This window comes from Microbulbifer variabilis (assembly GCF_023716485.1).
Taxonomy (GTDB): domain Bacteria; phylum Pseudomonadota; class Gammaproteobacteria; order Pseudomonadales; family Cellvibrionaceae; genus Microbulbifer; species Microbulbifer variabilis_B.
Window position 1 is genome coordinate 767,398 of the sequence record NZ_CP092418.1, and the last position, 24,437, is coordinate 791,834.

The window sequence follows — 24,437 nt, forward strand, 5'->3', positions numbered from 1 at the left end:
AGGGTTAAAATCCGACCGGTTTACCTCGATAAGGTCTGCACTTCATATACTGGTTTCGGAAGACGCTGTTTCGGCTTCATAAATTTCTTTCAAGATTTCCCGCCACTGACGATATTGGTTCTCTACTGTGCCGCTCAGGGTGACGGTGCGATCTTCCAGTTCGACAATTTGTGGTTCGACTTCAGCCTCCATCGAGTCTCCCAATTCCTGCAGAGCTTCCAGATGCATCTTGGCATCTGCACGACGATCAAAGCCGCTCTTAATTAAATAACCGCCAGCACCAATACCTACCTGTCCCGCAGCCTGAGCACTGCCTCCTCCTGCACCGGCTGCGGCAATACCGCCGATAATGGCCGCGGCCCCCATGATGGTGTGGTTGCGGGCTTTACGCTTGAGTTCGCGCATTTGCCGAACTTCCTCATAGCTGCGTGCTCGCCACTCTTGGTAGGGTACTTCCATGGTTTTGGCAAAAGTGCCGTAGTATTCCTGGAGTGTGTCCACAAATAGATAATCGCGCTCACGGATTTTTCGTACTCGCTGCAACATAGGATCATTTTCTGCAGGTAGAGCGCTCAGGTAATAAATACCTTCTTGGCTTTGCTGCAGATAGCGCGTAAAGGCTTCAGGGGAAAAGCTCCTGGCGAAGCGCATCTCAGAGATAGTGCGGATTTCAGCAATCTGTTGATTGGATAGCCCTTGTCGATAATTCAACATGTCATTGGAAACCCGGTTATAGATTCCCTGAAAGGCATCTCCTTCAGTAGGGTGCTTACGATCATAGGCGTAGTGAGAAGCGTATTCCGAATATTCCTTGGTAAACCAGCGTTGACCACGGGAATCGGTAACGGTCACTTCCATGGTGAGAATTTCACCATCGGATTGGATTATCTTTCCAGAAACTGTTACATCAATATTGGTGCGGGCAGATGGGATAACTCTCACTGCCCCCCAACCCAGGCTGGACTGCAATGAGTCGGCCAGGGTGACTGCCATAAAGCGGGACTCAGCTTGGCGTAATTCGGGAAAGACCAGGGTGTCTTCGTCAACTTCAACAGTGTCTATACCGGGATCGAACTGGATAACGCCGACGTCCAGCAGGCGCTCTTCCGCAATATTTTTGTCCTCAATGGTGAGGGGAGTAAATGCAGTAGTTCGTACTTCGGTTGTGGTACATCCGCTAAGTAGAGTTACCAGTAACCCAGCAGTTATCAATGCGAGCCGAGCTGTAAATAAACAGCGATAGTTTTTTCGAGTTAAAAGTGCCATCTATGCGTCCTCTGTAACTACTTCGTCGCATTTTTATATTTTCGATACTCTTCCCAGAGCTTTTCCCGTAATTCAGGATCGGTCTCCCGTGTGGCGGCTTCACGAATTTGTCTTGCCACTACATCGTCATCGGTACCACTGGGAATATCTGCAGGCACCACAGGCTGTGAGCCGCTGTGGTTGTACTCCCCTTGGCGCCCCTTAGTGGGTAAACCGGGGCCTGTTACCTGGCCGCTGGAATTGTTTTGCTGTGGGCCCCCGCCGCTGGGTGCTCCGCTTCCGGGTGGAGGGGGGATTTCGGCTTCCGCAGATTCAATGAGATCTTCCAGGGATTCTCCAGGTGGCGCTTCATCCATTGCCTCTTCCTCGCCCTCTTTTGAAGCGGAACCAGGCCTGTTACGGACATAGTCCCGTTCACGCAGGATCATGCCGTCGTAGCTCACCATGGTGGATTCGAAGCGGCCCTCAAGCTCTGCGACTCTCTCCGCGGCTGTACTGGGAACTTCATTGGGCGCACTGCCAGCGCGAGTAGAGCCATTACTGGGTTGACCGTTGGTGGACGCATTGCTATTTGAGGCCGAACTACTCGACGAGGAGCTGTTCGAGGAAGAACTACTTGATGAGGAGCTACTTGAAGCCGAAGCTGTTTGCTCCTCCTCGGAGAAGTCGATCTCATCCGGTGGGGTGCCGTCCTGGCTAGAAGAGGGATCTGGAGGCGTACGTCTTTCATCCGGAGATTGCTGTGAATCACTGTAGACAGGGGATGATGGAGAGCGATTGCGGGAATCTGCCTCCGGCATGCTATCACCTGCTGAGGGTTCACGGGAGGAACGTTGATTTTCACTGGAAGCTGTTCCGGACTTTTGTTGGGACTCTCGCTGTGCCGTTGGCATATTCGCGCTGGGTTGGCTCGAAGAACGACTACTGGGTTGCCCACCACTGCTACTGGACTGTGACTGGCTAGAGCTCTGTGAACTACTGCTAGAACTGCTGCTTGATGAGGCGCTGCTCTGAGACTGAGATTGCGAGCTGGAAGAGGGCATCGCCGGTGGTTGCGATTGGGTTTGCTGGCTTTTACATCCAGTAATCACTGTAGTCAGTACAACGACAGAGAACAGAGTGTGCCAGCTAATGCCCTGGCGGTGACTTTTTCGTACCGCTTTCCGAGTTGTCATCTCTTTTCTCCTAGAAGGGCTTGGCGTTATACCGGGAGGCCGCGATCAATTCTGCGACTCCCCAGCTGCCCGGAAAATGGCTGGTGTGGAAATTTAAAAGTAGTTGTTATTTGATTATTTGCGCGCTCTCCACAACACATCACTCAGTGTCTTTTCAGTGAATCACTCAATCGAAAACAAAGCGCTGAACAATACCGCGTGTTGCTACTGCTTCACCATCTTCAAAGCGCGGCCGGAATTTGGCGCGTTTAAGTATGTTTCGGACTTTGGAGCGAATCTGTACTTTATCGGATGGGTAGGCTCTGAGGATTTTAATATTGCGTGCTTTGCCAAAGGCAGTGACATCGTAAGAAACAGTGATATGTGAGTTGGCCAGGGCTTTGCTTTCCGATTCCAAAATCGGCAGGGCAGGAAGTGCAATCGGGCGACCAAAAATATCCTCAATTTCATCGCTGGAGGCACCATTGTCCCACAGAGATTTATAAGCCTCTCCATAAGTGCGGCGCGCGGAATGCCATTTATTGAACATCATATACCAGTCGCCCAACTCGACTTTTGCTTTTGCAGATGCGGCCGGGGGTGATTGAGGGTTGCGCTGGTAGACATCGACGATTCGGGTAATCGCTTTTTTGCCAGTATTGAAGCTCTTCATTCGATAGTGATCTACCATACTGCGCTGACTTACATCGGGGCCGCCGCCAAAGCTGGTATTGACGACGAGCGGCGCCTGGGCCTCTCCTTTGTAATTGGCGAGATAGTAATTCGTTGCCTTCAGCCCGCGTAGTGCGTCCACTAGACGCAGATCGTTGGAGCCAAAATTTTTGCTGATGATATCGACCGCGAGGGTGTAGAGCTTGGTGGCGTTGATTAGGTGCTCGACCAGAGTCTCACCTTTCTTCTCAACATAAGACTGTAGGTGCCAGCGACTCAGGTTATTGATTACAGGCAACATCCGAGGATCTTTTTTACCGTAATTTTTTTCGTGCAACCAGTAGAGATACTGTTGGTTGTCGTTGGCTTCTTCCCATTGATTCAACGCAATCTGGCTTTCTATCAAGCGTTCAATCATCGGTATCTGACTGAGGGAATAGAGGCCCTCATTCACTCTATTAACTAACATTGCACGGCGGAATTCGGTGGCGGCTTCCTCATGGGCTCCAGCTTTCTGCAGTGCAGTGGCCAGGCCCAGCAGCTGTTCATCAATACCGATACCATAGGCACCATACTCAGCTTCAAGATCTTCAATGCGTTCACGGTAATATTCGACAGCCTCTGAGGGGCGCAGCTGTCTTCGGTTTTTTTTCAGCGGTTTGGAGGCGGCTTCAATAAAGGCCTGGGGAGGGCCTTTCGGATCTGGATTCGCAGTGGCGTCATCTGCGGCAATGGCGCCGTTACACAGCAGTGCTGTGGCTGTAAACATCAAGCCGATAGCAAGGCGATTGCAGGTATCTATCTGTGTCACGATTGAACCACTTCCATTCCGGTTTACTTTGCCCACAGCTGTGCAATAGGCCTTAGCCATCACGCAGGGGTGTGGATCTCGTCTCCGCCCGATCGCCGGAAAACCGACAGATACGGTGGAAGCTCTCTCCTGAAATGTGGTTCTGTTACAACTCTGAAGGCACGTCTTTTTTACTCATAGCCGCTCAGAGAAGCCGCATCCGGAGGCTTATTTTTGCGCTCCTGGCTGCGTATTAAACAGTATAGCCAGCACAGTCTGTCATCAGAGGGATTGTGACGGAGACTTCAACCAACCGGTGAATAGGTTACCGGGATGCCTGCGGGCACTCTTTCGGTTTAGCAGCTGGGGAGAAATAGCAGTGCCGAAGGTCGGCAAGTAAGTGCCAAAAATTTTTAGAGTAAATTTAAGTGACTACTCGATGGCTTTGCGCTGCAGGGGTAAGAACAGGAGTATTTGGATTTTCATCCTATATGAATAGGTTTGATTAGGTGAAAACGGCTAAAGCCATGGGGTCTGTGGTCACTACATTTGGATTGCTGGCCGGCAGGCGCCATAATCAGCCGATTCGAATGAGAGGAGAGTGCCGGTGAGCATCTATATCGATCCCGAAGTGGCCGCAAGCCTGCGTGGATATGAAGTACCCGAGAGGCTGGGCTTCGGGACGGCAATGGCCCCTATAATGTTTCGTGCAGTCTATCAGGACGGTTGTTGGAGTCAGGGTGAGTTGATTCCCTATGCACCCTTGTCGATAGATCCTGCAGCAAAAGTGCTGCACTACGCTCAATCGTGTTTTGAAGGAATGAAGGCCTACCGGACCCAGGCTGGTGGTATTGCTCTATTCCGTCCCGAGAAAAATGCTGAGCGAATGGCCTTTTCTGCCAAACGCTTGTGTATGCCCCCGGTGCCAGAATCCCTGTTTCTCGATGCCGTGCGTACTGTTGCTTCCTATTGTGCCAACCTGGTACCCGGTAATAGCGGCGAGTCTCTCTACTTGCGGCCGTTTCTGATTGGCACCCAGGCGGACCTTACCGTATCTGCTAGCAGCTCTTATGAGTTCTATGTGATTGCCAGTCCCTCAGAGGCTTACCACTCCGGTAGCATGCGTCTTTGGGTGGAGAGGGAAGATGCACGCGCCGCAGTGGGTGGCACAGGGGATGCCAAGGTTGGCGGTAACTACGCGGCCTCTCTATTGAGCGTAGGGCGGCTCAAGGAGCGCGGTTACGATCAGTCTCTATGGCTCAATCCGTCTGACCGAAACAGCGTAGATGAACTCTCTGGCATGAACTTCTTTGCGGTAATTGAAGGGACATTGCATACGCCAGCGCTGACCGGCTCCATCCTGGAGGGTATTACCCGTTATTCACTATTGGAGCTGGCCGAAAGCCTGGGCTACCAGGTCGTAGAGGAGTCCATTCCGGTTGATCGATTACTCAGCCAGATAGCTTCTGGCAGCTGCACAGAGGCTTTTGCCTGCGGTACTGCTGCTATTATCAGCCCTATTAGCGTTATTGGTGATGCAGAGCATTGCTATGAGCTGCAGCAGGCTCCAGGTCCTGTGGCCGAAGCTTTACGTCAGGCGCTTCTGGATATTCAAGAGGGGCGGGCAGAGGATCGCTTTGGCTGGATGCAGGCTGTTGAACCTGCGAGCTTCTGAGCTTAGCTAAATAATTAAAAGTAACCGGCTGTAGGTTGGTTACTTTTTTTAATTAGCAAAATTAGCATGGCAGCATTTGATTTTTCTCTACTTCTGCCTCTTTCCCTTTAACCTGGGGTTGTTTGGTATCACCTCATGCTTTAAAAATGTTTCCGCGAGAAACGTGCATGTAAGCATTCCCGCCAATCTCTTTTCTACGGTTGACTTGAACGACTGTTGCTCCTACAAGTAACTCGATACAAGAAGAAACGCACTGGAGCTTTTGGGGTGGCCTTTTGGTAGTACCTTCATATTGACCGGCAGTTCCAAGATCAATTTGACTAGATAGGTCGCACTCAGAGTTCCCTAGAACCTGAGGAAAACAGAATGTTGACCCATATGTTCGGCCTGATGCTCCAACCTCGCAAGCAGTGGGAGTTGATTAGCTGCCTCCCCGAGAAAAAACTTCGCCGACAAATCTCCTACGTTATTATTTTGGCACTATTCCCTGCAATCGCCTGGTATTTTGGCACTACCCAGGTGGGTTGGAGTATCGGCAATGGGAATCCGGTAAGAATAACCGGCCAGAGTGCGTTGGAATTGGTAGCGGTTTTCTATTGTACGATGGTGTTGGCGGTTGTCTCAATTGGGTACTTAATTCACTGGATGGCGAGAACCTATGGTGCAGAAACGCACCCGATGAAAGGTGTAGTCGTGGCAGGGTTTACAGCGACTCCAATATTTTTGGCAGGTATTGCGGGAATCTATCCGGTGTTGTGGTTGGATATTTTGTTGGCAACTGTGGCGGTAGCTTATGCGGTGTATCTACTTTACCTGGGGATTCCTATTGTTATGGGTGTCTCAGAGGAGCGAGGATTTCTTTTTGCCAGTGCAATTATTACTGTTTCCCTGGTTATCGCTGTAATAATTATGGTGGGCACGGTATTGTTCTGGAGCTATGTGTCCGCTCCTGTTTTCCACTGATTTTTTTTTCACAGATCACTACCTGTGAATTTTTGTGTTTATCTGCCAGTCGGTTTTACTTGAGCCGGCTGGCTTACCCCCTTCATTTATCAGCTTGTCTTGAATCTATTTTATCTCAACTCAATTGTAATATTCCTTTTTGCACCAAAACACTATGGGTGCTGTTACTCTTTGGAGGTCTCTTTTGAGGAAAGTAAATCCGAACCTCTCTGAGTTTCTCAGAGTATGCAATGAGTTGTTATCAGAGCGTACAGCCAAAGGTCATGCCTTTAGTGTTATCGATTCTCGCGAGAGGTCGGAAAGGATGATCCAGGAATATGTTACAGACATCCCAGGCATTGACCAGGTGATAGATGATGAAATCTATACCAGTGGATACAATGTCCCTGTGAGGATATTTAACCCTAATTCGAGCTTGGCACTACCGGTTCTTTTATATCTGCACGGGGGTGGTCATATGCTGGATAGTGTTAAAGCCTATGACCCTATTTGTCGTAAAATGGCGATAGCTACACAGCATATTGTGGTGGCACCAGAATATCGGCTTGCTCCAGAAAACCCCTATCCAGCCAATGTTGAAGATACTTGCGCTGTAGCTCGTGGAGTTTGGGCGAGCCTTTCCCGACACAAGATCGACTATCAAAAGTTACTCTCAGTAGCGGGAGACTCTGCAGGTGGTTCTTTATCGGCAACTTTGTCGCATATAGCACAATTTGACACTGGGATTTATATAGACAAACAGGTTCTTATTTATCCTTGTGTTGACTATACGGCAGGCTGTCAATCTTACCAAAAAAATGGGAAAGGATATTTTCTAGAAGCTGAGAAATGTTACTGGTTCTTTGAAAAATATTTCCGGGATGGCCAGTGTAGAAAGTCGGCATCTCCACTTTATATGGATTTTACTCAAAGGCTGCCAAAAACTCTGGTGATTACAGCAGAGTTTTGTCCCTTGTGTGATGAGGGTAAATTTTACTTTGAGAGGGTGAGGTCGGTTGGTGCACACGCTGAGTATATACACTTTGAGGGTGTTATACATGGATTTTTAAATGTTGAAGATTTGCTCAAAGATATTTGTGCAGAAGCTTATGAAAAAATAGGTAGATTTCTGAACAGCTAAATTATTGTAAATTCTTCAACCAGGCTTGTAATGGTACTTAAGAATATAGCCATTGCTGAGCTCCAATTGCTCAGAAGCTTCTTTTCCAATAGAGAGTTCAATTTCAGTGATCGCATTGATTATCTGTGTGGGCTCGACATCAATGCATTGAATACTCATTGAATAAATGGCACCTTCTTTACTGTCAACAGAATATTCAATAACTTGCAGAAAAAGACTATCTGTCCCATATAAGATTTTAATACCGGGGCCCTTTAATAGGGGGATAGTATATTTTACAGCCCCCCAGGGGCCATCGCAGCGAATTGCCTGGTACTCTGAGGGCGCTGTTTGGGCAGATGTAGACTTAGATTCCTTACTTAGGGTTAATTCACTCAATATCTGTCGAGTATGAAACTGCCATCCCTCTGGGGTTGTAATCTCAATTTTTAAAGTCGGTTGAGCAAGCACCTGAAAACTTAGAAAGGCAAATGGCATTAAAATCAACTTGCGAAATTCCATCTTGATTGCGATTCCTTAGGGAATGTGGGGTACGGGTAAACGTCCTTTCAATAATTGGTTGCATGAAGCGCCAAGCTGGTAGCCCTGCATGTTTTCTAGTCTTTCAAATAATAATAGTGTCTTGAAGGGTATCTAGGGGTCAGATAGTATGCAGAAGCTTGCCTAGCAAGTTTTTTTGCGCGACTTAATTGGTACATTCGTACCTACCAAAGCCAGATGTAGTAGCTACAAACAATAATTCAAACAAAGGGTGAAGCATGAAGACCTTGTCCTACATCGGGGTGGCTCTCACGTTATTACTAGTCTCCGCCTGCGGAGAGAAGAAAGCCCCTCAAACAAATCCTGCAACTAATGACGTTGATTTTCAGAAAAAACTGTTGAGGCAACTTATTGCTGCTAAGCCAGGTGATGTCATTGTTGTTCCTGAAGGAGAATTTCAGATTGATCGTAGTCTTTCTCTAAATGTTGATGATGTCACTATTCGTGGTATGGGAATGGATAAATCTATCCTCTCCTTTAAGAGTCAGATTCAAGGAGCTGAGGGACTGTTGGTCAATGCCAACGATTTTACGATAGAAAATTTGGCAATTGAGGATACGGTGGGTGATGCCTTAAAAATTAATGAAGGGCAAAACATTATTATTCGTAATGTTCGTGTTGAGTGGACTAATGGCCCATCTACAGAAAATGGTGCCTATGGAATTTATCCGGTACAGACACGAAACACCTTGGTGGAAGGTTCAGTAGCTATTGGCTCCTCAGATGCTGGTATTTATGTTGGTCAGTCTCGCAATGTGATTGTGCGGAACAATCGCGCTGAGTTTAATGTGGCGGGCATCGAAATAGAAAATACTATCGGTGCTGATGTGTATGGCAATGTGGCAACCAATAATACTGGGGGCATTCTAGTTTTCAATATGCCAAATTTGCCTCAGCCTGGGCATAGTACGCGTATTTATGATAACGATATATTTAAAAACAATGTAAAAAACTTTGGGCATGAAGGAACCCCTGTGGCTGCAGTTCCTGCAGGATCGGGTATCGTGATTAATTCCAATGATCAGGTTGAGATATTTGATAACAAGATTGCGGATAATGATACTGCCAATATTATTGTGAGTAGCTACTTTACTGCGGGTTATTACAGCGATAAGTCGACTCAGGCAGACTTCGATCCATATCCAGAAGGTATTTATATCTATAACAATCACTTTGCAGGAGGTGGTTCATCACCAGACCACTTGGAACTTAAGGCGCTAAAGTTAGCGCGTTTTGGACTAGGTGGAAGCTTGCCCGATGTACTTTGGGATGGTGTTGTAGATACCAAGAAAATGTTTGAGGGCGCCCTGCCAGACCACCTTCGGCTATGCATCGATAACACGGATGTGGGCATATTGAATATTGATTTCCAAAATAACTATCAGAATATTTCTACCGATATTTCTGCTCATCAGTGCCGTCTGAAAAAGCTACCAGAGGTCGTTTTGAAATTTGACCGCCCAGATGTAGAAAAAAGCGTGGGAGATCATTTGGCTGTCTTGGAGGGGGGGAATGAATAAGTGGAAATATTTGGTGGGTTCTTTCCTTCTCCTTATTGCTACATTAATGGTCACCCTTAGCGGCTGCGAGAAAGCCCAAGCCCCAGTTCAACTATTTGCCGAAGATGCTATTCCTGAGAGGCTTAGTGACTGGAATCTGGTCAATATTATTGATAACGGTTTGATCCCCAACGCAGGTGTGCTGCCGTATGATTTAAATACTGGGCTATTTACCGATTACGCCCATAAACTGCGAACTGTGTGGATGCCCGCCGGCACCTCGGCAGAGTATGGTGAGGAGCAGTTTGAGTATCCGGTGGGCACGGTACTTACCAAGACTTTTTACTATCCAAGAGGAGAGGGTGATACAGTTCTGCGCACCAATAGTTTTACTCGGGACTACCTTGAGGGACGCAGTGGAGAAGCTTTGGATATGCGGGCTGTGCGCTTGATTGAGACCCGTCTGCTAGTAAAACGTCAGAGGGGCTGGCAGGCGATCCCCTATATTTGGAATGCGGCTCAAACTGAAGCCGTTTATGAAATCGCTGGTGATACCACACATTTTAAACTGGTGAACGACTCTGGGGATGTCTCAGAATTTACTTATGTGGTGCCCGATGCCAATCAATGCGCCGGTTGCCATGCTGACAACTTTACTGGAAAGAAGATTTCTCCACTCGGCCCGAGAGCAAGACACTTAAATCGAGATTTTACCTATCTTAGTGGAACAGAGAATCAGTTATCCCACTGGCAGAAAGTGGGATATCTGAAAGGGCTTCCCGCGCTGATATCACTACCAAGCCAGGCTAGTTATGCAGATACTTCAAAATCGCTAGAAGATAGAGCTCGCGCCTACCTCGATATCAACTGCGGTCACTGTCATAACCCGGCCGGTGCCGCTGACACATCGGGGCTGATGCTTCATCACAGTGAAACAGACTGGCGCAAGATGGGCTTGTGTAAACCACCAGTAGCGGCGGGTACTGGCAGTGGAGGGCGGGTATTTGCCATAGTACCGGGAGAGCCGGATCACTCAATTTTGAATTTCCGTGTAGAGTCCAGCGATCCGGGCGCGATGATGCCGGAGTTAGGGCGAAGTTTGGTACATGAAGAGGGGGTGAGCTTACTACGCCAGTGGGTGGCGGCTATGTCGGGGAGTTGCTCATAGTGCAGTGAGTGATATCAGGCTGGCCACTTAAGGAAGAAGGCGGCACAGTGTTTGGGCACCGTGCCGCTAACCTGTGAGATAGTCTTTATATTTCAGCCGTATGCTGCGGTCTCGGCAACTTGGGTAGCTGTTGCAGGAATTAAGCCGCGAACCATCATGGTAACTGTGCGCTCAAGCAATGGAGAATCCAGTGCAATGGAGCCACTCAAAATTTCATATTCCAACTTGAGAATAGTGCCGTGAGCGATTTGCGCAGCGGCTTCTGGATCAACAACTCCTAGCAAGTGGAAGAATTCCTGAATTAGGGACTCTCTCGCATGGCTTGACATGCGTACCGCCCGCGTCAGTTGCTCGTTGCGCAGCGCCTCATTGCGGAAGGCCAACTCAACCAAACGGCGGTCACGATCTTCAGCCTGGTTGCGCACATGTGTGAGGATGAAGCGGGTGAGCTGCTGCACCAACAGTTTGTGACTACTACTCGATGCGCGCTCTTGTGAAGAGAGGTTGCGAGCCGCATTGAAACTTTCTTCTTGAAGTTGGCGTGTGCTTTCCAATCCCTGCTCAACGAAGTAAGTGAATGAATCACTGATCAGATCGTTGAGGTCTTTAAAATAGTAGGTAGTGGCGGCCAGTGGTACATTCGCTTCGCGAGCTACGGCGCGGTGGCGGATACCGCGAATCCCCTCTTTTACGATTAGTCGCAGGGTGGCCTCTAGGATGGCCTTGCGGCGCAGGCGGCTGTCGGCTCGCTGTGCGCGGCGGCCGTGATAGACCAGATCAGACTTTCCATTGTCTACAGTCATAGCAGTATCCCTGTTCTTTTTGTGTTGGCTCCGATCGCTCTAGCAAGCTGTTCGGTCGTGCCATTCTAGCCAAACGAATTCAAAAAGAGAGAATAAAGCTATTACATTCGATTACACGAAGATTGCACAAGTCAGAGGCTTCACTTGTGGTTTTTCTACGTGAATCTCCTCAATATGGTGCACTTTTGTATAGGGGGCTTTTATTGAATCAGAAAATAAAGATTTAGGCGTCAATCCTAGGTCTTTTTCTCACCGGAATATGACAATTACTCGGCAAGTGGGTCAGCGACAATCGAATAGCTTTCGCTACACTAAACGATTGTCGTAGGGAATAAGGGCTTGTTTGGGGCAATCTTAAGAGATTTTTCCAGTAACGCGCACCCGTTTGGAGCCAGGTACAATTCTGATTTGCTGACTGCGGCGCCGTTCAATACCTGCATCAATAGCATTTTTCGCTGCAATCAGTAGACCGGCTACCAGAAATGCACCGGGCGGTAACACCGCCACCAGCACACCGGGATAATTACTTCCCAGCAAGTTTAGGCTCCAGTCTTTGGCCATAGGCCCCAATAGCAAATCCATATCTGAAAACAAAGTGCCCTGGCCGAGTATTTCCCGCACGGCGCCGATAGCAATCAGCACTGCGGTAAAGCCAACCCCCATCATAAAACCATCGACCAGTGACGGCAGCACTGGATTTTTACTGGCGAAGGCATCGGCGCGGCCGAGGATGGCGCAGTTGGTAACAATCAATGGAATAAAAATTCCCAGCACCAGGTAGAGCTCATAAGTGAAAGCCTTCATCAAGAGTTCGACACAGGTGACGAAGGTGGCGATGATCATCACCGAGGCGGGTAAGCGCACGGTGTCGGGCATCTGTTTCCGTACTAGGGAAACTGCCAAGTTGGAACAGGTGAGTACACCAGTGGTGGCGAGCCCCAGACCAATAGCGTTGACCACTGAGCCGGTAACTGCCAATAAGGGGCAGAGCCCCAAAAGCTGAACTAGGGCGGGGTTATTTTTCCAGAGTCCGTTGTGGGTAATTTCTGCGTAACCGGGGGTCGCCATTAATTCTGCTCCGTATTGGGCTGAGCCTCATCAGTATTTTCCGCTTCAGGATTTTCCACCTCAACGGCTCGCTTGGACACCGGTGCACTGAATATTTGCTGATGGTTTTTGGCGACAAACTCCAGCACCTGATGTACTTCAGCAACCACTGCGCGGGGGGTGATCGTTGCACCGGTAAATTGGTCGAAGACCCCGCCATCTTTTTGAACTCTCCACTCGCTAGAGGGTGGGTTTTTCAGTGAGAGGCCATCGAACTGAAGAATCCAATCACTTTTTTTAAGTTCGACCTTATCACCAAGGCCCGGCGTTTCACTGTGGCTGGTGACCCGTACACCAGCTATGGTGCCATCGCGGTTGACGCCTACCAGCATTTTGATTGGGCCCGAGTAACCGTCTGGTGCCACCGCCGGTACAATGACCGCTGAAATCTTACCGTCTTTGCCGCGCGCTAAGTTGATATCGCCACCCTGAGAGAGCCCTAGTTGATTCCAGTAGGTCTTGGGAATTGGATAGGTGTCCACAAGTAGGTCATTGCTGTGGCGATCCAGAGGAATAATTTCTAGCAGGGCTTTGGCAGAGGCTGCGCGTATCGCCCGTTCAATGGGCTCTCGGGTGGTGATCTGGGTCACTGCCAGAGTGCCTGCAGTGACCAGGGCAAACAGGGTCAGCACAACGGCATTGGTGGCCATAGACTGCTTGAGCATCAGTGCTCCTCCAAGTCAGTAGCGCGACGCGCCCGCTTGTGGCCATAAGTGCGTGGCAGGGTGTAATTATCAATGGTGGGTGCGGCAAAGTTCATCAGCAGTACCGCAAAGGCCACGGCATCCGGGTAGCTGCCCCAGGCGCGGATAATATAAGTGAAGAGTCCAACACCGGCGCCGAAGATCAGGCGCCCCTTATTACTGGTACAGCCACTGACCGGATCTGTGATGATGAAAAAGGCCCCGAACATGGTAGCGCCGGAGAACAGGTGCAGCAGTGGTGAGCCTTCGGAAAGAGAGCTGCCGCTGTCGTAGAAAAACAGAGAGATCAGGGTCAGGGTTGCGAGCATGGCTACTGGCGCGTGCCAAGTGATAATGCCGCGAAACAATAGAAAAAGTCCGCCCAACAGGAACCCGAAACTGATGGTTTCCCAGCCTGCCCCGGCAAAAGTCCCCTGGCTGAAAACCGGTTCCATCTCGTAGAGTTGTGACAGCAACACTGACTCGTTGAGGCGCACGATTTCCAAGGGAGTGGCACGGGTGAAACCATCCACGTTGTAACTGCCAAAGACCAGGGAAATGGCCTCGCCAATATCCGGTGCACCACCGATCACATCCGCCGCGCCAACCCAGCGGGTCATATCCACCGGGAAACTGATCAGCAATACCACATAACCCACCATGGCCGGATTGAAAGGGTTGTACCCCATGCCGCCATATAGCTGTTTAGCCAATACGATGGCCACGGCGCTGCCGACTACCGGCAACCACCAGGCACAGTATGGAGGCAGAGCAATGCCCAGTAAGAGTGCCGTGACCATGGCACTGTAGTCACGCAGGGTAGAAAGCCACGGGCCTGTCCCGCAGTTTCATGATTGCGGCTTCGCACAGCAGAGCGGTAATTACAGAGAAGGCAATATTGATCAACACGCCGATGCCGAAATAAATCACCATAGCCAGAACACCAGGTGCGGTGGCGGCCGCTACCTGCAACATCACTTTGGCCGTGTTATCGCCGGAGCGGGCGTGGGGGGAGGTGGCTCGCATCAAGGACATTACTGGCGACCATCCTGTGCGGCTTTTTGCTCTCGCATCTTGTCTTCCAACTTTTTCTGCAGCTTTTCCAAGGCAGTCTCAAAGGCCGCCAGGTTGGCATCATTTTCATTTTTGGCTTTTTGCAACCTTGCCTCGGCTTTGCCTAGACGCTTCTGCAGGGCCTCGATATCTGCGGGCGAGTCGCTCGGCATCGCTCATTTGAGAGCGAGCTTCTGCCGAGGCACGCGCCTTAGTGATAGCGCGCACGGCGGCACTGGTCTCTTCCTGACTGGGCTCTCTGGCGGGATCGCGATCGGCGCGACGCCTGGCCAGGGTGAGCTTGTGTTCGGCTTCCTGCAGTTTTAACTCGGCAGCCTTGAGTTGGGCTGCCAGCTGGTCGCGTTGGCCTTCTTCTGCGGCCTCCACCTTATTGCGCAGGCGTTCGACGCGGCTTTCGGCGCTGGAGAAGGTGCGCTGGGCACGGGCGAGCAGCTGCTGGGGATCCTCCTGGCGGGATTTAACCCGGGCCAGGGCAGCGGCGACGATATCTGCTTGTTGCTTGCTCTCTTTGGCTTCCTCGGACTCAGGGCTCTGCTCGCGCTGTTGGCGCGCCAGTTCGGCTGCCTTGCGGCGTGCCTCACGTTTGGCTTCTTTTTCTTTCTCGGCCTTTTCCAGACGGAGCTTGCGGAACTCAAAACGATCGCGGGCGCGGTCGGACTTTTCTTTCTCCTCCTCCGCCAGGCGTATTGCCCCTTTGGCAGCGCGGTAATACTGCACCAGCGGAATCGTACTGGGGCAGACATAGGAGCAGGCGCCGCATTCGATGCAGTCGAACAGGTTATAAGCTTGCAGCTTTTCGCGCTCATCGGCTCGTGCATACCAGTACAGCTGCTGTGGCAGCAGTGAAGCTGGGCAGGCCTCGGCGCAGTAACCGCAGCGAATACAAGCCTTGGCTACCGGTGCTGGTGGCAACTCCTGGTTGGTAGGCACCAATAGGCAGTTGGTGGTTTTGACTACAGGGGCGCGCTCATCGTCGATGGTGTAACCCATCATGGGACCGCCGATAATCACCTTTTGCATCTGGCCGCCGGTGGATACCGTGGTGTTTGAGAATATGGTGAATGGGAGTACCGATGGGCACATCGATATTGCGCTGGCGCTCCAGGGCTTGCCCAACAACTGTGGTTACCCGGCTGATTAGAGGTTCACCATAGCGAACGGCGCGATAAATGGCCCTGGCGGTACCCACATTCTGGCAGACGATGCCGACATTGGCCGGCAGGCCCTGATTGGGTACTTCGCGGCCGGTGAGAATCTGGATAAGTTGCTTTTCCCCACCAGAGGGGTACTTGGTGGGGAACACCACGATATCAAAGCGGGTATCTCCGGCGGCTTCGCGCATGGCGGCAATGGCCTGCGGCTTATTGTCCTCAATCCCGATCAATACGCGCTCGGGCTCGTCAAGGATATAAGAGATGATGCCAATCCCGGCGATAATCTCTTCAGCGCGCTCGCGCATCAGCATGTCGTCGGCGGTAATGTAAGGCTCGCACTCTGTCCCGTTAATGATCAGTGTGTCGATTTCCGCCCCGCCGTGGGGATCGAGTTTCACTGCGGTGGGGAAGCCCGCACCGCCCATGCCGGCGATGCCGCAGTCGCGAATTTTCTCCAGAAGCTCAACAGGCGAAAGCTGGGTGTAATCCTCACAGGGTTGCAGTTCACACCAGTGCTCCTCGCCGTCAGTACGGATCACAATACTGTCCTCGGCGAGCCCCGAAGGGTGGGGGACGGCGCAGGGCTCTATGGCCACGACTTTACCGGAACTGGGGGCGTGCACAGGGCTGCTGATCAGGCCATCCGCCTCGGCAATTTTTTGGCCTTTTAGTACGTCATCGCCGAGTTTGACCAGGGGCAATGCAGTGGCACCACTGTGTTGCAGCAGAGGCACAATCAAATCCTCGGACAGGGGAATGCTGCCAATGGGTTCGCCGGTACTCTGTTGCTTGTTTTCCGGTGGATGTACGCCGCCGTGGAAATCATTGGGGCGCAGTTCCCGCGCCTTTTCGCTGGCGATTAGCTGTGCCTCGCGGGCGGCGCGACGCTCCTCTACCGCTTCGCGCCGCTGGTTTTTTTCCTGTAGCGCTGTGCGGTTTTCATTTTCGGGGGTTCAAACTGCACCTCCCCGTTGATCTGTTTGCTGCGGGCGACGGTCGGTGGCAATCAGCTGGATACCGTCTTCGGGCTTTTGTGGATGCCAATCTTGTAGCGGCATATCTACGGGCACCATATCAATACAATCCACGGGGCAGGGCTCTACGCAGAGATCGCATCCAGTGCATTCGTCGGCAATTACGGTGTGCATATATTTGGCTGCGCCGGCGATGGCATCCACCGGGCAGGCCTGAATGCACTTGGTGCAGCCAATACATTCGGCTTCGCGAATAAAGGCCACTCTTTTTACATCTTCGACCCCGTGCTCTGCATCCAGGGGCATGGGTTCCATATCCAGTAGGTTGGCCAGCTCGTTGATGGTGGCTTGACCGCCTGGGGGGCATTTGTTGATGGCGTCTCCATGCACAATTGCTTCGGCATAGGGACGGCAACCGGGATAGCCACACTGCCCGCACTGAGTTTGCGGCAGCAGGGCATCGACCTGTTCTACCAGAGGATCCCCCTCCACCTTAAAGCGAATGGCGGCAAATCCCAGCAGGGCGCCAAACACCAGAGCCATACCGCCGAGTACCAGCAGAGGGGAGGAAATTTCAGAAATCCAGTCCAGCATCACGTAACCCTATACCAGACCGCTAAAGCCCATAAATGCCAGGGACATCAGCCCTGCGGTGACCATGCCAATAGCGGCCCCGCGAAATGGCAGCGGTACATCCGCGGCAAACAATCGCTCGCGCATGGAGGAAAAAAGAATCAATACCAAGGGAGAAGCCTACCGCGGCGCCAAAGCCATACAGGGTGGACTGTATAAATGTGTGGGCCTTCATGGTGTTTTGCAGCGCTACGCCCAGTACGGCACAGTTAGTGGTAATTAGCGGCAGAAAAACGCCCAAAACCTTGTACATCAGTGGGCTGGTTTTTTCGATAAACATACGGGCGAATTGCACCACTACCGCGATCACCAGAATAAAGGAAATAGTGCGCAGGTATTCGATGCCAAAGGGCTCAAGCAAATAAGTATTTACCAGGTAAGAGCAGATAGAGGCCAGTGTGAGTACAAAAGTGGTGGCGCCGGCCATACCCACGGCGGTCTCCAGTTTGTTGGAGACACCCATAAAGGGGCACAGCCCAAGAAACTGCACCAACACATAGTTGTTGACCAGGATGGTGCTGAGCAGGATGACTGCAAATTCGGTCATATCAGGTCCGGTTGAAGCCCAGGAACAAAATGATGCTAGCGCCTTGGCGGAGTCGAGGTGCCCCGGTGAGAGGCAGAGGGCCTGGGGCTCCGTCGAATGTCGCGCAGGGCCGGTATTATGGGTGAGTCGCGGGGGGCCTTCAACTCAGTCGGGGATCTTCTGGCAGCAGAGGACCCCTGCAAGGCGCCAAGCTAGGTTCTGGCTTTGAGAATAGTTGGTACCTCTGGGCTAGTGCGCGATGCTTACGAGAGGCGATTTAAGGTTTCCATGGATTTATTGGCGCGACCCTTTACTCTCGGGGAGTATGCCCTTATCTCTATTGGATTAACCCGTAACACCAGTTGGAGCTCTGTAATGCCGGATCAACCCTATACTCCGCCCAAGGTTTGGAAGTGGGATGCGGAAAGTGGTGGGCAGTTTGCCAAAATTAACCGCCCCATAGCGGGAGCCACCCATGATAAAGAATTACCTCGGGGCAAGCACCCGATGCAACTGTACTCCCTGGGAACCCCCAATGGTGCCAAGGCTACGATTATGCTGGAGGAGCTTCTGGCACTGGGGGTTGAAGGGGCGGAATACGATGCCCACTTGATTCGCATCACTGAGGGTGAGCAATTCGGCAGTGGTTTTGTGGATATCAATCCGAAATTCAAAGATCCCAGCCCTGGTGGACCACAGTACGACACCACCAATTCGGGTTTTTGAAAGCGGATCAATTCTTCTGTATCTGGGAGAGAAATTTGGCGCCTTTCTGCCGCATACACCGGAGCAGCGTACCGAGACTCTCAATTGGCTGTTTTGGCAGATGGGGGCGGCGCCCTATCTCGGTGGAGGCTTTGGGCATTTTTATGCCTATGCGCCCGAGAAACTGGAGTACCCCATCAATCGTTTTGCCATGGAAGTAAAGCGGCAGATGGAATGTATTGGACCGGCAACTGGCTAAGCACCAGTTTATCGCTGGGCGTGAATACACCATTGCAGATATAGCCATCTGGCCCTGGTACGGAGCCCTGATCCGTAATGAGGCCTATGATGCCAGCGAATTCCTGCAGACCGAGAGTTACAAACACCTTGTGCGCTGGTCGGATGAAATTGCACAGCGACCGGCGGTACAGCGTGGGCGTATGGTGAACCGCACCTGGGGGGATCCCAGTAAGCAGCTCCATGAACGCCATGACGCCAGTGATTTTGAGGAAAAAACCCAGGACAAAATGGCGCAAAAAGGCAGCTGAGCAGTATTGACTGGCAGTTTTTTCTATTGCACGCCCAGGGTGAGATGGTTGTCTCTCTGCTTATTTAGCTTTAGCGAAATAGCTTATAGGGCGCGCATAGAGAGTGCGAATTGAATGATTTGTGAGGTGTGTGGCAGCTGCCAGAGTTTTTCGGTAATAAAGCCGGCGGCAAAAGCGACGCCGAGAATGGCCACTATAGGAATTTTGCCCAGCTGCTGGTTAATTTGCCTTTGCTGTTGATCAAACAAGCGCAACGCACTGCGACGCTGTTTTTCAGCGTCCACACGGCATTGTGTAATTTCTCTATTTAATTGTTTCAGCGACATCTTGTATGGCCTCTTTTACCTGCCGTTTGGTTTCTTCAAACCCCAGCAGAGGGCGCAGTTTTTGCTGATAAAGCAACACACCGAGGAAAAGGGCAATTTGTATCAGTACAAATACAAGGAAGCCGATATAGATCGATTGGCTAAAATAGTAGGCAATCAAACCAATGCCACCGCAAAGGCTGACGAGTAGTGCGGTTCCCAGGGGTACCAGCATCAACTGCAGAATAATCAGCCTTTTCCCGGCTGTTAGGGTTCTCTCCAGCTCTAGTTGAAATAAGCGCTGAATATTACCCATCCATGCAGTTATAAGAGTGAGAGTGGCTTCAACACGAGCCATAGTCTCCTCTAAACTGCCGCCAGTGTCGCTACTATCACCGTTACCGCTGCCTTCAGCGAAACCGTCCCGCCCGCGCTGTTGCGCGGTCGGGTCGGAATTCTGGTCAGTTCCCTGGCGTTTTTCTCCATTGCCCATCGGCGGTTTCCTTACCGGTTAAAACGACAAACGCTTTGGCTTTATTTAAAAAGCTTGGCGATTGCCCAGCCGACCACAAAAGCACAGCCGACTGCGAGGATCGGTCTTTCCCGCAGGGAAGACTCCGCTTTTTCCATAACCTCTGAAGCGCGTTGCCTCTGTTGCTGGACAGAAGATCTCGCTCTCTGTCTCAGGTTTTCAGCAGCATCAGAAGCGGCCTCTCCTGCGAGATTATAGGCCTGTTGCAGCTTATCCCTGCTGGAGTTATGTGGAGATCTTGCAGTTGCCATCGGATTGCTCCTTTTCAGGGGATGATTGCCGCAGAATTCTATAGTCGCAGCAATCAATTCACAGAAGCATTGGCTCTTTATTTAGGGTAATAAAAAATAACTCTGAACTGTTTTGGTGAATTTAGTTATATCGCTATTGATCGGTGTCTCTACAGGGGGCTGATGGCATTTATGGTGTGAGTGTCCGTTTCCAGGCCTCAATATTGTTTACCACACCATCGAGTAAGCGCTGGCGGCTCTCACGGCTGATCCAAGCGTTGTGAGGCGTGATAATCAGGTTGGGAATATCAGTGGCCAGTAGGGGGTGACTTGCCGGTGGGGGCTCTTCACTCAAAACATCCAGTGCGGCGCCGCCGAGCTTTCCACTGCGCAGTGCGTCGGCTACGGCCTCCTCATCCACCAAACCACCCCGCGCGGTATTGATCAACAGTGCGCCGGGTTTCATGCTGTCGATAAAATCGCGATCGATCAATTTCTCTGTCTGCTTCGTGAGGGGGCAATGCAGACTGATTACATCAGATTCCTTTGTAAGTTGCGCCAGTGGTGCCCGGTCAGCGCGTTTTTCTCCACTGAAGGATTCAGCCACCAAAATCTGCATATCCAGGGCTTCCCCCAGTTTGGCGACCCTTTGCCCTAATTCACCATAACCGATTATTCCCAGGGTTTTACCGGCTAGTTCTACGACAGGATAATCGAGTAAACAGAAAATTTCCGACTGACTCCAGCGGCCGGTCATGACGTCCTGATGGTAGTGATGCCAGCGGGAAGCGAGGGCGAGAATTAGTGCCAGGGTGTGCTGTGGTACCGAAGCGCCGGCGTATCCCTGCACGTTGCGCACGGGAATGCCCGAGTCCTGTGCGGCTTGCAGGTCAATATTATTCGTGCCTGTAGCGCACACACAGATCAGCTTGAGAGAGCGGGCCTGCTCCAGAAGCGTGCGGTCCAAAACCACTTTATTAGTAATAACTACGTCCGCATCGGCGATACGTTCGGCGGTTTGCTTGGCTGAGGTGGTCTCATAGAAATCCCAATGATCTAGACTGTTTTTTAGGGACTGTATATTCAACTCCCCAAGTTTCATGGTCATTGCGTCCAGAAATACTCCGCGCATGGAATCTCCTCAATTTCCTGTGTGAGATAGCGGCATGCTACGTCAGCAGAGGTCGAATGCAATGGCTTTTATAGGACGGCTGCAGATCTTGTAGGGTTGGCTACGGTTTGTTTACGGGCCTTTCTGTCACAAATGAAGAGGGCCTTTATGGGAATATCGATAACTGCAGCATCATTGGTTTTAATCTCGGCATTTCTTCACGCGGGCTGGAATTTACTGGGAAAATCCCGCACCCCCTCCCCAGCTTTTTTCTGTATCGCTACTCTCAGTGTGGGTCTACTACTTCTCCCCCTTGGTCTCTGGGTCCTGTCACAGGCTCACTCACTACCTCGTGCTTTCTGGTTGTTGTTACTGGCCAGCGGTTTTTTTCAGATGATTTATATGGGGGGGCTGGCACTGGCCTATCAGCGCGCCGATATCAGCCTGGTTTACCCCATCGCACGGGCTCTGCCGGTACTTCTTGTGGCGCTGGCAACGGTGTTGTTGGGGCAGGTTCTGCCCTGGCAAGCCTGGCTGGGCATGTTGTTGGTGACGATCGGCTGTTTGTTGGTGCCGCTGGTGTATTTTCGTCAATGGCACTGGAGCGTGTACTGGAGAGCGGACTGCGCCTGGGCTCTGGTAGCGGCACTGGGTACGGTGGGATATTCATTGGCGGATAAGGGCGCACTGCTTTATTTGGAAGAGGCACTTGGCGACGCCGGTAACACCTGCGGTGGTGGCGTATAGCTACTTGGGCTTGCAGTTTTTTGTCAGTGGAGTCTGGTTACTATGTGGCTGTATGAGTCGAGTGGGGCGCGGACAATTATTAGAAAATCTGCGGGATTTGAAGGTTGGTATCTTGACCGGCCTGATGATGGGAGCGACTTATGGACTGGTGCTGTTGGCGATGACGATGACGGAAAATGTGAGCTACGTGGTCGCTTTGCGCCAGCTCAGTATTCCATTGGGAGTGGGATTTGCTATCTGGCTGTTGGGAGAACCGGCACACAGACCCCAGCTGTTAGGCGTGGGGCTGGTATGTGCCGGTTTAATTGCGGTATCGCTGCGCTAGGGTGGACAGTGCCCACCCCAAAAATAAATTACATTACGCGCATACCGGGCTTGGCGCCTGTGTGGGGTTCGAGAATCCACAGGTCTTTACCGCCTGGACCGGCGGCCAGCACCATGCCTTCACTCACGCCAAAACGCATTTTGCGCGGTGCCAGGTTAGCTACCATAACGGTGTGCTTGCCCACCAGCTCTTCCGGCGCATAGGCACTCTTGATACCGGCGAATACCTGGCGGGTCTCTCCGCCCAGGTCCAATGTCAAACGCAGCAGTTTGCCGGCACCCTCGACGTGTTCCGCCTCGGCGATGAGGGCGATACGCAAGTCCACTTTGGCGAAATCGTCGAACTGGATCTGCTCGGCAATAGGGTCTTCTGCCAGCGGGCCACTGGCCGCTTTGACTTCAGCCTGTAGCTGGGCCAGTGATTCCTGTGCGGCTTCCATCACCGCATCTACCTGGGTTTTTTCCACCCGTTGTAGCAGAGGTTTGAATTTTTTGATCTCGTGGTCCGCTAGCGGTGTGGTGGCCTGGGTCCAATCCAGTTCACTGTTGAGGAATTCCGCTGCCTTTTGCGCGGTATTGGGTAGTACCGGAGCCAGCCAGGTGATCAGGGCGCGGAACATATTTACGCCTTGAGAGCAAATCGCCAGTACTTCGGCTTCTGTGCCTTCCTGTTTGGCAAGGGACCAGGGTGCCTTGTCGGCGATCCAGGCATTGGCGGCATCGGCCAGGGCCATAATGTCGCGCATGGCGCGTGCGTATTCGCGCTGCTCGTAGTAATCGGCAATACGCGGTGCGGCCTCGACAAATTGATTCCACAGCTGTTCATCGGCCAGTTCGGTGGCGAGCTTGCCGCCGGCCTTACTGACAAACTTGGCGGTGCGTGAAGCGATATTGACCACTTTGCCCACCAGATCGGAATTTACCTTGGCAATAAAATCGTCAAGGTTGAGGTCCAGATCATCCACGCCGGCTGTGAGTTTGGCGGCGAAGTAATAGCGCAGATATTCCGGGCTCAGGTGGTCCAGGTAGTTGCGGGCATTAATAAAGGTGCCGCGGGATTTGGACATTTTCTTACCATTAACCGTAAGAAAGCCATGAACACAGACCTTGTTGGGTGTGCGGAAATCGGCGGAGTCCAGCATGGCAGGCCAGAACAGGGCGTGGAAATTGACGATATCCTTGCCGATAAAGTGATATACCTCGGCATCGCTGTCTTTTTTCCAGTAATCGAGCCAGTTGCTGCCATTCTTATCACAGTAATTTTTCAGGCTGGCCATATAGCCGATGGGGGCGTCCAGCCATACGTAAAAGTATTTGCCTGGCGCATCGGGGATTTCAAAACCGAAGTAAGGCGCATCGCGAGAGATGTCCCACTCCTGCAATCCCTCCTCGAGCCACTCAGCCAACTTATTGGCCACTTCATCCTGCAGGGTTCCGGAGCGGGTCCAGTTGCGCAGGAACTCGGTAAAGGCGGGGAGAGTGAAGAAGAAGTGTTCTGACTCTTTTTCCACCGGCGTGGCGCCAGAGATGGCGGACACTGGATCAATCAACTCCGTGGGGCTGTAAGTGGCACCACAGGCCTCGCAGTTGTCACCGTACTGATCGGGAGTGCTGCAACGGGGGCAGGTGCCCTTGATATAGCGATCCGCCAAGAAGAGTTGTTTCTCCGGATCGAAGGCCTGAGTGATGGTGCGCGAAGCGATGTGGCCATTTTCACTGAGGCGGCGATAGATCATAGCGGACAGCTCGCGGTTCTCCTCCGAGTGGGTGGAGTGGTAGTTGTCCACGCCGATTAGGAAGTCGGCGAAATCCCGCTCGTGCTCCGCCTGCATATTGGCGATATGTTGCTCCGGTGTCAGACCCAGCTGCTCAGCTTTGAGCATGATTGCGGTGCCGTGCGCATCATCGGCGCAGATGTACAGGCAGTCGTTACCGCGGGAGCGCTGAAAACGCGCCCAGATATCGGTCTGGATATATTCGAGTATGTGGCCCAGGTGCAGGGAGCCGTTGGCGTAAGGGAGTGCGCTGGTGACTAGGATTTTGCGCGTATCGGGCATCGGTTTTTCCATCGCTGTGGGGTTGCGGCCGGAGGCTCCGCTGGAGTGGCCGGAGATCGTCAAAAGACGGCGAAATA

The 24,437-nt window shown here is 51.7% G+C and carries 23 protein-coding genes and 3 pseudogenes; 8 read left to right on the forward strand and 18 right to left on the reverse strand.

All coding sequences use genetic code 11. The features are described from left to right. Nucleotides 1-42: 42 nt before the first annotated feature. The 3 genes from MJO52_RS03485 to MJO52_RS03495 form a co-directional block, all read right to left on the reverse strand. Nucleotides 43-1,266, reverse strand: a complete 1,224-nt coding sequence (locus MJO52_RS03485; RefSeq protein ID WP_252084575.1) for a hypothetical protein — start codon at nt 1,264-1,266, stop codon at nt 43-45. Nucleotides 1,267-1,283: 17 nt separating this feature from the next. After that, nucleotides 1,284-2,441 (reverse strand): hypothetical protein, encoded by a 1,158-nt coding sequence (locus tag MJO52_RS03490; RefSeq protein WP_252084576.1) that lies wholly within the window; start codon nt 2,439-2,441, stop codon nt 1,284-1,286. Nucleotides 2,442-2,607: 166 nt separating this feature from the next. After that, the gene (locus MJO52_RS03495; protein ID WP_252084577.1) at nt 2,608-3,903 is read right to left on the reverse strand and encodes a tetratricopeptide repeat protein; all 1,296 of its coding nucleotides are present in this window, start codon (nt 3,901-3,903) and stop codon (nt 2,608-2,610) included. A gap of 586 nt (nt 3,904-4,489) precedes the next feature. Between MJO52_RS03495 and MJO52_RS03500 the strand changes: the two genes are divergently transcribed. The 3 genes from MJO52_RS03500 to MJO52_RS03510 all read left to right on the forward strand — a co-directional run bounded on the left by MJO52_RS03500 (nt 4,490) and on the right by MJO52_RS03510 (nt 7,640). Next, a complete protein-coding gene (locus tag MJO52_RS03500) occupies nt 4,490-5,557 on the forward strand; it encodes a branched-chain amino acid aminotransferase (protein WP_252084578.1) in 1,068 nt (355 codons plus the stop codon). A gap of 366 nt (nt 5,558-5,923) precedes the next feature. Beyond that, nucleotides 5,924-6,520 (forward strand): Yip1 family protein, encoded by a 597-nt coding sequence (locus MJO52_RS03505; protein ID WP_252084579.1) that lies wholly within the window; start codon nt 5,924-5,926, stop codon nt 6,518-6,520. Nucleotides 6,521-6,704: 184 nt separating this feature from the next. Next, a complete protein-coding gene (locus tag MJO52_RS03510; protein WP_252084580.1) occupies nt 6,705-7,640 on the forward strand; it encodes an alpha/beta hydrolase in 936 nt (311 codons plus the stop codon). A 15-nt stretch (nt 7,641-7,655) separates the two neighbouring features. Here the strand turns inward: MJO52_RS03510 and MJO52_RS03515 are convergent, their stop codons facing one another. Then, nucleotides 7,656-8,141 (reverse strand): hypothetical protein, encoded by a 486-nt coding sequence (locus tag MJO52_RS03515; protein ID WP_252084581.1) that lies wholly within the window; start codon nt 8,139-8,141, stop codon nt 7,656-7,658. 257 nt (nt 8,142-8,398) lie between these two features. On the opposite strand from MJO52_RS03515, the gene MJO52_RS03520 reads away from it, so the two are divergent. Together MJO52_RS03520 and MJO52_RS03525 are read left to right on the forward strand one after the other, a co-directional pair. Next, complete coding sequence (locus MJO52_RS03520; protein WP_252084582.1) at nt 8,399-9,700, forward strand: parallel beta-helix domain-containing protein; 1,302 nt, start codon at nt 8,399-8,401, stop codon at nt 9,698-9,700. Beyond that, on the forward strand, nt 9,693-10,847 hold the full coding sequence (locus tag MJO52_RS03525; protein ID WP_252084583.1) for an SO2930 family diheme c-type cytochrome: 1,155 nt from the start codon (nt 9,693-9,695) through the stop codon (nt 10,845-10,847). The genes MJO52_RS03520 and MJO52_RS03525 overlap by 8 nt, the downstream gene beginning before the upstream one ends. 92 nt (nt 10,848-10,939) lie before the next feature. Here the strand turns inward: MJO52_RS03525 and MJO52_RS03530 are convergent, their stop codons facing one another. The 9 genes and pseudogenes from MJO52_RS03530 to rsxA all read right to left on the reverse strand — a co-directional run bounded on the left by MJO52_RS03530 (nt 10,940) and on the right by rsxA (nt 17,822). Next, the gene (locus tag MJO52_RS03530; protein ID WP_252084584.1) at nt 10,940-11,650 is read right to left on the reverse strand and encodes a TetR/AcrR family transcriptional regulator; all 711 of its coding nucleotides are present in this window, start codon (nt 11,648-11,650) and stop codon (nt 10,940-10,942) included. A gap of 354 nt (nt 11,651-12,004) precedes the next feature. Next, on the reverse strand, nt 12,005-12,718 hold the full coding sequence (locus tag MJO52_RS03535; RefSeq protein WP_252084585.1) for an electron transport complex subunit E: 714 nt from the start codon (nt 12,716-12,718) through the stop codon (nt 12,005-12,007). Beyond that, nucleotides 12,718-13,422 (reverse strand): electron transport complex subunit RsxG, encoded by a 705-nt coding sequence (rsxG, locus tag MJO52_RS03540; RefSeq protein ID WP_252084586.1) that lies wholly within the window; start codon nt 13,420-13,422, stop codon nt 12,718-12,720. Before rsxG ends, MJO52_RS03535 begins: the two co-directional genes overlap by 1 nt. Then, nucleotides 13,422-14,475: pseudogene (locus MJO52_RS03545) on the reverse strand (RnfABCDGE type electron transport complex subunit D). The gene rsxG and the pseudogene MJO52_RS03545 overlap by 1 nt, the downstream one beginning before the upstream one ends. Beyond that, nucleotides 14,475-14,600, reverse strand: a complete 126-nt coding sequence (locus MJO52_RS21275) for a hypothetical protein (RefSeq protein WP_286037001.1) — start codon at nt 14,598-14,600, stop codon at nt 14,475-14,477. Before MJO52_RS21275 ends, MJO52_RS03545 begins: the two are co-directional and overlap by 1 nt. Next, nucleotides 14,581-15,534, reverse strand: coding sequence for a 4Fe-4S dicluster domain-containing protein (locus MJO52_RS03550; protein WP_252084587.1), 954 nt, complete (start codon nt 15,532-15,534; stop codon nt 14,581-14,583). Before MJO52_RS03550 ends, MJO52_RS21275 begins: the two co-directional genes overlap by 20 nt. Next, on the reverse strand, nt 15,482-16,528 hold the full coding sequence (gene rsxC, locus MJO52_RS03555) for an electron transport complex subunit RsxC (RefSeq protein WP_353505480.1): 1,047 nt from the start codon (nt 16,526-16,528) through the stop codon (nt 15,482-15,484). The genes MJO52_RS03550 and rsxC overlap by 53 nt, the downstream gene beginning before the upstream one ends. Nucleotides 16,529-16,621: 93 nt before the next feature. Beyond that, complete coding sequence (rsxB, locus tag MJO52_RS03560; protein ID WP_252084588.1) at nt 16,622-17,236, reverse strand: electron transport complex subunit RsxB; 615 nt, start codon at nt 17,234-17,236, stop codon at nt 16,622-16,624. 9 nt (nt 17,237-17,245) lie between these two features. Continuing rightward, a pseudogene (gene rsxA, locus MJO52_RS03565) lies at nt 17,246-17,822 on the reverse strand (electron transport complex subunit RsxA). A 354-nt stretch (nt 17,823-18,176) separates the two neighbouring features. On the opposite strand from rsxA, the pseudogene yghU reads away from it, so the two are divergent. Beyond that, nucleotides 18,177-19,054, forward strand: a pseudogene (yghU, locus tag MJO52_RS03570) (glutathione-dependent disulfide-bond oxidoreductase). 83 nt (nt 19,055-19,137) lie between these two features. Here the strand turns inward: yghU and MJO52_RS03575 are convergent. The 4 genes from MJO52_RS03575 to MJO52_RS03590 all read right to left on the reverse strand — a co-directional run bounded on the left by MJO52_RS03575 (nt 19,138) and on the right by MJO52_RS03590 (nt 21,253). After that, nucleotides 19,138-19,380 carry a hypothetical protein gene (locus tag MJO52_RS03575; protein ID WP_252084589.1) on the reverse strand — a complete coding sequence of 81 codons (243 nt, stop codon included), beginning with the start codon at nt 19,378-19,380 and terminating at the stop codon, nt 19,138-19,140. After that, nucleotides 19,358-19,852: a hypothetical protein gene (locus MJO52_RS03580; protein ID WP_252084590.1), complete on the reverse strand. Its 495-nt coding sequence runs from the start codon at nt 19,850-19,852 to the stop codon at nt 19,358-19,360. Before MJO52_RS03580 ends, MJO52_RS03575 begins: the two co-directional genes overlap by 23 nt. A 41-nt stretch (nt 19,853-19,893) precedes the next feature. Then, nucleotides 19,894-20,142 (reverse strand): hypothetical protein, encoded by a 249-nt coding sequence (locus MJO52_RS03585; RefSeq protein WP_252084591.1) that lies wholly within the window; start codon nt 20,140-20,142, stop codon nt 19,894-19,896. A 169-nt stretch (nt 20,143-20,311) separates the two neighbouring features. Beyond that, nucleotides 20,312-21,253: a D-2-hydroxyacid dehydrogenase gene (locus tag MJO52_RS03590; protein WP_252084592.1), complete on the reverse strand. Its 942-nt coding sequence runs from the start codon at nt 21,251-21,253 to the stop codon at nt 20,312-20,314. Nucleotides 21,254-21,400: 147 nt separating this feature from the next. Here MJO52_RS03590 and MJO52_RS03595 point away from each other — a divergent pair, with 147 nt between their 5' ends. Continuing rightward, nucleotides 21,401-21,979 carry an EamA family transporter gene (locus tag MJO52_RS03595; RefSeq protein WP_252084593.1) on the forward strand — a complete coding sequence of 193 codons (579 nt, stop codon included), beginning with the start codon at nt 21,401-21,403 and terminating at the stop codon, nt 21,977-21,979. 52 nt (nt 21,980-22,031) lie between these two features. Then, nucleotides 22,032-22,304 carry a hypothetical protein gene (locus MJO52_RS03600; RefSeq protein WP_252084594.1) on the forward strand — a complete coding sequence of 91 codons (273 nt, stop codon included), beginning with the start codon at nt 22,032-22,034 and terminating at the stop codon, nt 22,302-22,304. Between the two features lie 28 nt (nt 22,305-22,332). Here MJO52_RS03600 and metG read toward each other — a convergent pair whose 3' ends face one another. Further along, a complete protein-coding gene (gene metG, locus MJO52_RS03605) occupies nt 22,333-24,360 on the reverse strand; it encodes a methionine--tRNA ligase (RefSeq protein ID WP_252084595.1) in 2,028 nt (675 codons plus the stop codon). Between the last annotated feature and the right edge of the window lie 77 nt (nt 24,361-24,437).

Bases quoted from the DNA above. Each gene is read 5' to 3' on its own strand.
- MJO52_RS03590 (WP_252084592.1), bottom strand. From the start codon at position 21,253: ATGCGCGGAGTATTTCTGGACGCAATGACCATGAAACTTGGGGAGTTG.
- MJO52_RS03585 (WP_252084591.1), bottom strand. From the start codon at position 20,142: ATGGCAACTGCAAGATCTCCACATAACTCCAGCAGGGATAAGCTGCAA.
- MJO52_RS03520 (WP_252084582.1), top strand. From the start codon at position 8,399: ATGAAGACCTTGTCCTACATCGGGGTGGCTCTCACGTTATTACTAGTC.
- rsxB (WP_252084588.1), bottom strand. From the start codon at position 17,236: ATGCTGGACTGGATTTCTGAAATTTCCTCCCCTCTGCTGGTACTCGGC.
- MJO52_RS03550 (WP_252084587.1), bottom strand. From the start codon at position 15,534: ATGCAAAAGGTGATTATCGGCGGTCCCATGATGGGTTACACCATCGAC.
- MJO52_RS03580 (WP_252084590.1), bottom strand. From the start codon at position 19,852: ATGGGCAATGGAGAAAAACGCCAGGGAACTGACCAGAATTCCGACCCG.
- MJO52_RS03575 (WP_252084589.1), bottom strand. From the start codon at position 19,380: ATGTCGCTGAAACAATTAAATAGAGAAATTACACAATGCCGTGTGGAC.
- MJO52_RS03490 (WP_252084576.1), bottom strand. From the start codon at position 2,441: ATGACAACTCGGAAAGCGGTACGAAAAAGTCACCGCCAGGGCATTAGC.
- MJO52_RS03515 (WP_252084581.1), bottom strand. From the start codon at position 8,141: ATGGAATTTCGCAAGTTGATTTTAATGCCATTTGCCTTTCTAAGTTTT.
- MJO52_RS03535 (WP_252084585.1), bottom strand. From the start codon at position 12,718: ATGGCGACCCCCGGTTACGCAGAAATTACCCACAACGGACTCTGGAAA.
- rsxG (WP_252084586.1), bottom strand. From the start codon at position 13,422: ATGCTCAAGCAGTCTATGGCCACCAATGCCGTTGTGCTGACCCTGTTT.
- MJO52_RS03600 (WP_252084594.1), top strand. From the start codon at position 22,032: ATGAGTCGAGTGGGGCGCGGACAATTATTAGAAAATCTGCGGGATTTG.
- metG (WP_252084595.1), bottom strand. From the start codon at position 24,360: ATGCCCGATACGCGCAAAATCCTAGTCACCAGCGCACTCCCTTACGCC.
- MJO52_RS03525 (WP_252084583.1), top strand. From the start codon at position 9,693: ATGAATAAGTGGAAATATTTGGTGGGTTCTTTCCTTCTCCTTATTGCT.
- MJO52_RS03505 (WP_252084579.1), top strand. From the start codon at position 5,924: ATGTTGACCCATATGTTCGGCCTGATGCTCCAACCTCGCAAGCAGTGG.
- MJO52_RS03485 (WP_252084575.1), bottom strand. From the start codon at position 1,266: ATGGCACTTTTAACTCGAAAAAACTATCGCTGTTTATTTACAGCTCGG.
- MJO52_RS03595 (WP_252084593.1), top strand. From the start codon at position 21,401: ATGGGAATATCGATAACTGCAGCATCATTGGTTTTAATCTCGGCATTT.
- MJO52_RS03530 (WP_252084584.1), bottom strand. From the start codon at position 11,650: ATGACTGTAGACAATGGAAAGTCTGATCTGGTCTATCACGGCCGCCGC.